General features: G+C 37.0%; 7 protein-coding genes. 3 read left to right on the top strand and 4 right to left on the bottom strand.

The annotated features are described in order from the left end of the window. Positions 1–212: 212 nt before the first annotated feature. Positions 213–1112 (bottom strand): accessory Sec system S-layer assembly protein, encoded by a 900-nt coding sequence (locus ABH968_RS24280; RefSeq protein ID WP_370048155.1) that lies wholly within the window; start codon positions 1110–1112, stop codon positions 213–215. Next, on the bottom strand, positions 1112–3475 hold the full coding sequence (gene secA2 / locus ABH968_RS24275) for an accessory Sec system translocase SecA2 (RefSeq protein WP_370048153.1): 2364 nt from the start codon (positions 3473–3475) through the stop codon (positions 1112–1114). The genes ABH968_RS24280 and secA2 overlap by 1 nt, the downstream gene beginning before the upstream one ends. A 225-nt stretch (positions 3476–3700) precedes the next feature. On the opposite strand from secA2, the gene ABH968_RS24270 reads away from it, so the two are divergent. Further along, the gene (locus tag ABH968_RS24270) at positions 3701–4765 is read left to right on the top strand and encodes a glycosyltransferase family 4 protein (RefSeq protein WP_370048151.1); all 1065 of its coding nucleotides are present in this window, start codon (positions 3701–3703) and stop codon (positions 4763–4765) included. Positions 4766–5168: 403 nt separating this feature from the next. Here the strand turns inward: ABH968_RS24270 and ABH968_RS24265 are convergent, their stop codons facing one another. Together ABH968_RS24265 and ABH968_RS24260 are read right to left on the bottom strand one after the other, a co-directional pair. Continuing rightward, complete coding sequence (locus ABH968_RS24265; protein WP_370048150.1) at positions 5169–6230, bottom strand: LCP family protein; 1062 nt, start codon at positions 6228–6230, stop codon at positions 5169–5171. A 147-nt stretch (positions 6231–6377) separates the two neighbouring features. Next, complete coding sequence (locus ABH968_RS24260) at positions 6378–7013, bottom strand: YigZ family protein (protein ID WP_370048148.1); 636 nt, start codon at positions 7011–7013, stop codon at positions 6378–6380. Between the two features lie 156 nt (positions 7014–7169). Between ABH968_RS24260 and ABH968_RS24255 the strand changes: the two genes are divergently transcribed. Together ABH968_RS24255 and ABH968_RS24250 are read left to right on the top strand one after the other, a co-directional pair. Beyond that, positions 7170–8315, top strand: coding sequence for a sensor histidine kinase (locus tag ABH968_RS24255; RefSeq protein WP_370048146.1), 1146 nt, complete (start codon positions 7170–7172; stop codon positions 8313–8315). Positions 8316–8353: 38 nt separating this feature from the next. After that, positions 8354–9028 carry a response regulator transcription factor gene (locus ABH968_RS24250; protein ID WP_053596394.1) on the top strand — a complete coding sequence of 225 codons (675 nt, stop codon included), beginning with the start codon at positions 8354–8356 and terminating at the stop codon, positions 9026–9028. Positions 9029–9341 lie beyond the last annotated feature (313 nt).

The following is a 9341-nucleotide window of genomic DNA, read 5'->3' as shown; positions in this document are numbered from 1 at the left end:
CTGATAAAAGTGTTAGAATCGCTGATAAAACAACGAACATCGCTGATAAAAGTGTTAGAATCGCTGATAAACCAAAGAACATCGCTGATAAAAGTCCCAGAATCGCTGATAAAACACCGAATATCGCTGATAAAAGGTTGACCATCGCTCCATAAGAAAATGAACAAATGAAAAAACCCTTCTTTCTATAAAAAGAAGGGTTTTTAAACACTTTATTGTGTTACACGTGCTGTCCAACGAGAAAGATCGGCATCTTTTGCGTCAACAAGCTCTGCAGGGAAGATAAATGTCCATGGCTTTGTTGAGTTTGGTTGTACAGTTAATATTGGATCCATTTTAAATGAGCCTTTAGCAATTTGTTTGCCTGTTGCATCAATAATTTCTAGTGGTAATTGTTCTAGGTTAATAGCTTTATTATGTCCGTTACGAATGAAGATTGACACATTAAAATTACCGTTATCAGCAAGTTTCGCTTGTAGGCCAGTGAAGTTTACTTCTGTTTCGCCTAACTTAGGTAAAGTTTTTACGATTTTCGCAAGCTCTTCTTTTTGTGCTGCAGGCAGTTGTTTTTCCCATGATGGGTCTAATTCTAATTGGTGACCACGAAGGGAAACAAGGTTGAATGCAATTTTCCAGCCATCTTCTGGTACTTCATCGACTTTTATTGTTGATTTTTCAAAGTCAAATACCCATGGACGAGCACTTTCTGCTGGAATTGTACCAAGTGCTGCAAAGTCGAATTTTTTAGATGCTACAAGCTCGTCATTTTTATCCATAATGAACAGCTCAATTTCACCTAGCTCAATGGCTTGAGGTAATGATGAGCGGAAAAATGCACGCACTTGCCATTTTTTAGAACGCAGATCTTCTTCAATACTAATAGAAGAAAGTGATAATTGATTTGGCTTCAATGGTTCTAGCTCATTAGCAAGGAAATTAAAAATGTACTTTTGCTCCTGTGGAACATCCCAATCTGGATGGAATGATAGCTTAGTCACGACATCGCGATTATCGCTATTCTCCGTAGTAGCACTTCCTAATAAGTCTTTAGAGTCAATTGTGTTTTCTTGAACAACTTTGTCTGATTTTTTAAAGAATGAGAATAAGCCCATTATTGTACCTCCAATTGTGCTTCAATCATTTTCATGAAGCCAGTAATTTCTATAATGATCGAACGACGTAATTCTTGGAAATTCTTTCCGAATAATTCGAGTCCTTCACGTTGGTAAATTCGCATCGGGTCTTCTTGTTGGTAATGACGTAATCCGATTCCTTCTTTTAAGTGTGCCATGTTTTCTAAATGTTTTACCCAGCCACTGTCTAGATAGCTTAGCATTACTTGTGGAATAATTTTCATTACTTCATCATTACTAGAGAACTTTTCCATGCGATCAAGCAACTCTTGTTCAGCAGGCTGAATATCAGCTAAAATTTGTTTTACTTTGCCCACTTCACGGTCAATTGTGACAGGAGTAATGAATAGTGAATTGAGCGAGCTCTCCATTTGGTCGTAATCCCATTCCACTGAAGGAAGTTCATCTGGAGCAGCTTCGCGAACAGCAAAATCAACTGTTTCACTTAGCATTTTTTTCAGCTCACCCATTAAATCTTCACCAGTTAAAATTTTATCACGTAGACCGTAAATAACTGTACGTTGGTCATTGATAACATCATCTAATTTTAGGTTATATTCACGCATACCGTATTGAGAACCTTCAACAATACGTTGTGTACGGTTAATAAGTTCTTGAACTTCTTTAGTTTGGATAATGCCTTTTTCATCGACAACCATTTTTTCTGAGAATTTTTCAACCTCTTCTTTTGCATAACGGCGGAACATATCATCTTCAATAGAGAGAATGAAGCAGCTTTCACCTATGTCACCTTGGCGACCTGAACGACCACGCAGCTGATTATCTACACGGCGGCTTTCGTGCTTTTCGGTACCGAGGACATATAAGCCTCCAAGCTCGTGAACTGCTTCATCAAGCACAATATCTGTACCGCGGCCAGCCATATTTGTTGCTACAGTAATACGACCTTTCTGACCAGCTTGTGAAATTAGCTCAACCTCTTGCTCAACTGTTTTAGCGTTCAGCAATTGGAATTTTAAGCCTTCTTTCTTTAAGTGGTCGGCAACTGTTTCAGATTGTAGTATTGACGTTGTCCCAATTAAGACAGGTTGTCCCTTTTCATGACGACGTTTAGCTTCAGCTGCTACATACTTATATTTATCTTCCTGTTTGTTGAAAATAAGATCAGGCTGATCGACACGTTGACGTGGGCGGTTTGTTGGAATTTGAATAACTTCCATGCCGTACACTTCGCGAATTTCTTTTTCCTGTGTTTTCGCCGTACCTGTCATCCCAGAAAGCCTCGGATACATACGGAAATAGTTCTGAATTGTGATCTGTGCCTGTGCTTTATTTTCTTCAGTAATCGTTACGCCTTCTTTTGCTTCAATCGCTTGATGTAAGCCATCAGATAGCGAACGACCTTCTAAAACACGACCTGTGAACATATCAACAAGCTCGATTTTGTCTTCTTTTACGATGTAATCAACGTCGCGCTTGAACATCACATGTGCACGAACTGCTTGGATAACGTAATGGTAAAGTGTTTGGTGTTCAAGATCATATAGATTATCAACATTGAAGGCAGCCTCAACCTTTTCAATGCCTACATCTGTTAAAGAAGTAGCTTTTGTTTCATCATCAAAATCGTAATCTTCTTCTTCTTTAAAACGTTTAGCTAGCATAGAGGCAATGCGATGTAGCTCATCATTCGCAGGCATTTTCCCAGCGATAATAAGCGGTGTTTTTGCCTCATCAATAAGGACACTATCGACTTCATCAATAATGGCGAAGTGATAAGGACGCTGTACTTTATCAGCTAAGCTATGAGCCATGTTGTCGCGTAAGTAGTCAAATCCGAACTCAGTACCTACACCATATGTAATATCTGCGTTGTAGGCTTCTTTTTTTGCATCCGGCTCCATCATCGGTATATTTAAACCAACTGTTAAGCCAAGGAAACGATGGATTTGACCGACAAGCTCGTAGTCTCGCTTAGCTAGGTAGTCATTAACTGTAATGACGTGAACACCTTTACCTTCTAATGCGCGTACATAGGAAGGAAGGGAAGCGACAAGCGTTTTACCTTCACCTGTAGGCATCTCTGCAATATTGCCTTCAGTTAAAACAAGACCACCGATAAGCTGTACATCAAAATGACGCATACCTAATACACGTTTTGAGGCTTCGCGTACAACAGCAAATGCGTCTGGGATGATAGATATAATTGGTTCACCTTGTTCTAAACGATCCTTGAAAATAAAAGTCATTTCTTTTAATTCTTCATCTGACTTATTGACATATTTTTCCTCGAGACTATTAATCTGATCTACTATTTTATAGTAGCGTTTCAATTGACGAGCACTAGTTTGCTCATCGTTGCGTTTAAAAATTGAGAACATGAAATTTACGCTCCTTTTAAGTTGTCTAAATGCTAGACACTACATTATTTTATCAAATTTTACGAATGATGACTACATTTGACATGCAGCATTCTTCCAATTTGAAAAAGAGGAATAATATTTGTGAAATGGTGGAAAATAAATAGAAAAAGTATATTTCGGCGTCTGTTCGTGCTATAATCAATTAGAATTTAAATGTAGATTATTTTTTTGAGGAGGAGAGACATGCTCTACGTGTCTTTAATAGCAGCATTTGTTGCTTCAATATTGTTAACTCCACTAGTTAAACGATTAGCATTCAGAATAGGTGCAGTCGATGCACCAAACTATCGAAAAGTACATGCACGAATTATGCCAAGACTTGGCGGATTGGCGATTTTCCTTGCGTTTTTAATAGCTGTGGCTATATTCCAGCCGATTTTGATATACAATGAAAATGGTAGCGATTTTTTACTGGCAATTATAATTGGAGCTTGTATTATCGTAGCAACAGGTGTCATAGACGATATGCGTGAAATTTCCGCAAAAGCAAAATTAATTGGCCAGCTTATTGCAGCACTTATCGTTATTTTTGTAGGTGGCATTCAAATCGACATGGTTAATTTACCATTTATAGGTGAACTAAATTTTGGATTACTAAGTATCCCTTTAACAATTCTTTGGATTGTAGGTATTACAAATGCTATTAATTTAATCGATGGCTTAGATGGTCTAGCGGCAGGTGTTTCAACGATTGCCCTTATTACTTTAGCCGTCATGGCATTTATTATGAGCAATATGTTCGTTTTAGCAATCGCAGCCATTTTAGCAGCAGCGACATTTGGATTTTTATTTTACAATTTCCACCCAGCGAAAATCTTCATGGGAGATACAGGAGCATTATTCCTTGGCTTTATGATATCAGTGCTCGCATTGCTTGGATTTAAAAATGTAACGGTCGTAACATTAATTATCCCAGTTATTATACTAGGTGTGCCAATTTCTGATACATTTTTTGCGATTGTTCGTCGTGTTCGCATGAAGCAAAAATGGTCTGATCCAGATAAATCACACTTGCATCACCGTTTACTGGATATGGGCTTCACACATCGTCAAACAGTACTCATTATTTATGGGATTGCCGTCATGTTTGGTTTAGCAGCCATCATTTTCTCAATGGCAAAAGTATGGGGTGCGATTTTACTCGTTGCCGTCATTTTAACTGCAATTGAAATTTTGGTTGAAGTCATCGGACTTGCGGGTAAAAACTATAAACCACTATTGAATTTTGTGCGGATATTTAATAAATAAAACATTTAAGCAATCATCCATTTTTTTGAATGATTGCTTTTTTTGTGTCTCGCTCCATGTAATTTACTTTGGAAATCTAGAGAGCAGTGGACGTGTTCAGGTAACATGAAAGAAAGAAGTTCGGGTCTACGCGGAAAAAACTCGGGTAGAGTGGAGAATCGCTCGGGCAAGGTGGAAAAGGTGCTCGGGTAGACCGGAAAACTGCTCAGGTGGACCTCAGAACTGCTCGGGTAAAGAGAAAATCCGCTCAGGTAGACCCTAGAACTGCTCGAGTAGCATGGAGAAAAGTTCAGGTCTATTTGTGCCCTCAGCCTATGATCTCCTCGCTAAGGAAACATCACAAAATCATGCCATACAAAAAGCCTTTCCACAAATTTATTTAAAAGTGGAAAGGCTTTTATAGTTACTGAGCGCTATTGTTTTCTGTTGCATCATCGCCAACAGCGTTAGCTTTATCAGTATTTTTATTCGTTAAGTTACTAGATGCTTTATTGTAGTCAAGATGGTTTTTCAGCGTTTCAGATATTTCATCAACTGATTCTTGATTTAATTTATAGTAGTAAACACCAGTAGACATATCATCTGTACCATCTAATGTTAAAGAATCAATACGTGGCATCCCTTGTGTTAAATAAGATAAGAATGACTTCATTTCACTAAATGTCATATTTGTCTTCATGTTATCACCAAGTGCTCTAATGACATCATCGTATTTTGTAATGGAGTTTACAGAAGAAACTTTATTCATGATCGCCGTTAAAATCTCTTGTTGTCGCTTGCCGCGTTCAATATCATTGTCTTGTTTACGTGTTCTTGCAAGTGCAAGTGCCTGACTTCCGTTTAAATGCTGTAAACCAGGCTTTAAGTTGATGGAATTGCGGTCAAATTCGTCTTTTTCGTGTAACTTATACGGCACTTCAGCTTCGATTCCACCTAATGCATCAACTACGTCAATAAACGCATTAAAGTTCATACGCACATAATAGTCAATCGGCACATCTAATAGTTGTTCTACAGTATCAATTGTTGAAATTGTTCCACCAAAGGCATGTGCATGAGTAATTTTATCCTTCCGATTTACAGAAGGAATATAAACATAAGAATCTCGAGGGATACTTAGCATTTTAATCGTTTTTGTTTTATTGTTTAATGTTGCTAGGATTAATGCGTCAGAACGTGAGTTTTCAGAGCCTTGCCCGCGATCTTCACTATCATCAACACCGACAAATAGGATTGAAACATTATCGCGTACTGGTTCTACTTTTTCAGCACGAAGTGAAGAAATGTCTCGACCTTTTAATTCTTCATGTGCTGAGTCTGCTGCATGCTTTGCTTGCTTCGCAATATAAACACCATAAGCAGTCGCGCAAATTAGTAAACTAGCAACTAAAAGAAGGGCAACTTTTATAATTAGTGAAGCTTTAGAAGACCTCTTTTTGCTTTTATTTTTAGTTCTATTTTTCATATTTGATATATTCTCCTCTGAATTTTGGGAATAATAATGCGATTAAACTAAACTTTATTCAAGTACTTTTAAAATATGTGTAAATGATAAAATAGCTCAATATTAAAATTATACTATGGATATTTAGTTTTCGACAATTAAAACTATTTATTTCACAACAAATTCGATAAATTGAGCATTCTCAAAAGTAATGTTTGCTTGTCCGTTTGTCATTTCCGTTACCCAGTTTCGGAACTGTTCTTCTTCCTCTTTTAACACAGAGACAATGATTTCAACGCCTTCCAAGTAGCGAATTTCTTCTAATGTATATGAAGAACCTCGAATTTCATTTTCTACTTTGCCAAGCCATGTATAATCAATGGCAATTTTCATCAAATGATGAAGCTTGCGTTCGACTACTTGGGCAGCAAGTAAACCTTCTGTTGTCGCTTTTCCGTACGCACGAATAAGACCTCCACCGCCAAGCTTAATGCCACCAAAGTAGCGTGTGACGACAACGACTGTATCCTTTAACCCTTGTTTTTTTAGAACCTCTAACATAGGGACGCCAGCTGTGCCACTCGGTTCCCCGTCATCATTTGCTTTTTGAATATGATCATGCTCTCCAATAATATAAGCTGAACAATTATGAGTCGCATTATGATGCATTTTTTTTATGCGTTCAATAAAAGAAATTGCATCCTCTTCCGTTTCTATACGTTCTATATAAGTAAGGAAGCGAGATTTTGAAATAACAATTTCGCTTTCTCCATATCCTTTTACAGTTAAATAGTTTTCTCTCATCAGTATCAATCTCCTTTAAAGTAGAGTTCTATTCTATAATTTTCATAAAGAAAAAGCATTAAATTTTAACATGGTGATGCTATAATAGGTGTAGACTATGTAATTGGTCTATTGAAATAGTAAGTAATCATAAGACATTAGACTGGGGAGTATACTATGTTTTCAAATGATACCTTCGATTTAAAGTCGCTTGATGACATATTTAATCGAATGTTAGAAACAATCATGAGCTCAAAAGATGATATCTTTATTATAAGTGAACAAAGCCGAAGAAGCTTCGAAGATATGAAAATAGAGCTAGAAATTGTTCGAAAACAAGTTTCAATTGTTATTGATGAAGGCGATGGTTTAGAAAAAAGTACACAGCTTGCTAAGCAAAGACTTGTGTTAGTGAGTAAAGCTTTTGATAATTATACCGAAGAACAAGTTAGAGAAGCATATGAAACCGCTCATGATTTTCAAGTGAAGCTCTCTGTTATTAGAACACAAGAAAAGCAGCTACGTGATAAAAGAGATGATTTAGAGAGAAGATTAAGAGCATTACTCGATACGATTGAACGTGCAGATCATATTGTCAATCAAGTAAATGTCGTTTTGAATTACTTAACTTCAGATTTAAAAAATGTTGGTTTAGCACTTGAACAAGCAAAAATGAAACAAGATTTTGGTATACGTATTATTGCAGCACAAGAAGAGGAGCGCAAACGTCTATCTAGGGAAATTCATGATGGACCTGCTCAGATGCTGGCAAATGTACTCATGCGCACTGATTTAATAGACAGAACGTATCGTGAAAAGGGCATTGAATATGCTTTGGCTGAAATTGCTGATTTAAAGAAAACGGTGCGTAATGCATTATCAGAGGTGCGACGTATTATCTATGATTTAAGACCAATGGCACTTGATGATTTGGGAATTGTTCCGACATTAAAAAAATACTTATCGACAGTGACTGAATATAATCCTGGTGTTGAAGTTCATTTCCAATCGAGAAGCACCGAAAAGCGTATTCCATCAAACTATGAAGTATCTATTTTCCGCTTAGTGCAAGAATGTGTAACAAATGCCATGAAGCACGGGAAATGTAAGGATATTTGGGTAAAACTTGAGTGGTTGAAAAATGCCGTAAATATCGTTGTAAAGGACGATGGCATAGGTTTCGATCCGCAGGTAGTTAAAGACCATTCCTTTGGGATATTAGGTATGAAAGAACGGATCGAAATTTTGGATGGGACAATCTCAATTACAAGTGAGATAAATCGAGGTACGACGGTTTTATTTAAAATTCCGTTAGAAGTATAGTAAAACGATTGTTGGAGAATTTTAGGGGGTAAAGACAAATGACGAAGATTATTATTGTAGACGATCACCAGCTATTCCGCGAAGGAGTAAAACGTATTTTAGACTTTGAAGATACGTTTGATGTAGTAGCAGAAGGTGATGATGGAACAGATGTGGTTACTTTATATGCTGAAAATCAACCAGATGTTGTACTAATGGACATTAATATGCCAGGGAAAAATGGAGTAGAGGCAACAGCAGAGTTGATTAGTGAATTCCCAGATGCGAAGGTGATTATGCTATCTATTCATGATGATGAAACATATGTAACACACGCGCTAAAATCTGGATCACTTGGCTATATGCTAAAAGAGATGGATGCTGACGAAATTGTTGAAGCGATTAAAGTAGTTGCGAATGGTGGATCATACCTACATCCAAAAGTAACTAAAAATTTAGTAGCGGAATTCCGTCGTCTTTCTGAGCATGAAAATAAAGGTAACTTCCATCAAACAGAAATTCGTCGCCCATTCCATTTACTAACAAAACGTGAATGTGAAGTATTACAATTATTAACAGATGGACAATCTAACCGTACAATTGGTGAGACACTGTTCATTTCTGAAAAAACAGTTAAAAACCACGTTTCAAGCATTTTACAAAAAATGAATGTAAACGACCGTACACAAGCTGTTGTTACAGCCATCAAAAATGGCTGGGTTGAAGTACGCTAATAGCATATATTGAATTTAAAGCTGTTTTTAAAGGCTACTATATTATTTAGTAGTTTTTAAAGCAGTTTTTTTAGTAAAAATAAACCGCCGCATTTGTGGCAGAATCGTAGCGTCATCCCTCAGGAGACTCCCCCTTATAGTGTAATACCTATTCACACCTTCCCATTCTAGTGTGTGACGAATCTTCATAAAGTGAAATAATTTATACATAGAGAGCACTTAAATAGTGCAACATTTTAAAAGCATGGGCGTCATAAGGAAGATGTAACACCTAAATGTTGAAAATGCACAACAAAATTCCTACAACGGGATT

Origin of the sequence: Lysinibacillus sp. RC79 (assembly GCF_041262405.1) — a bacterium.
GTDB lineage: Bacteria > Bacillota > Bacilli > Bacillales_A > Planococcaceae > Lysinibacillus.
Note: the sequence above shows the minus strand (reverse complement) of the source record. Positions and strands in the feature narration are given on the sequence as shown.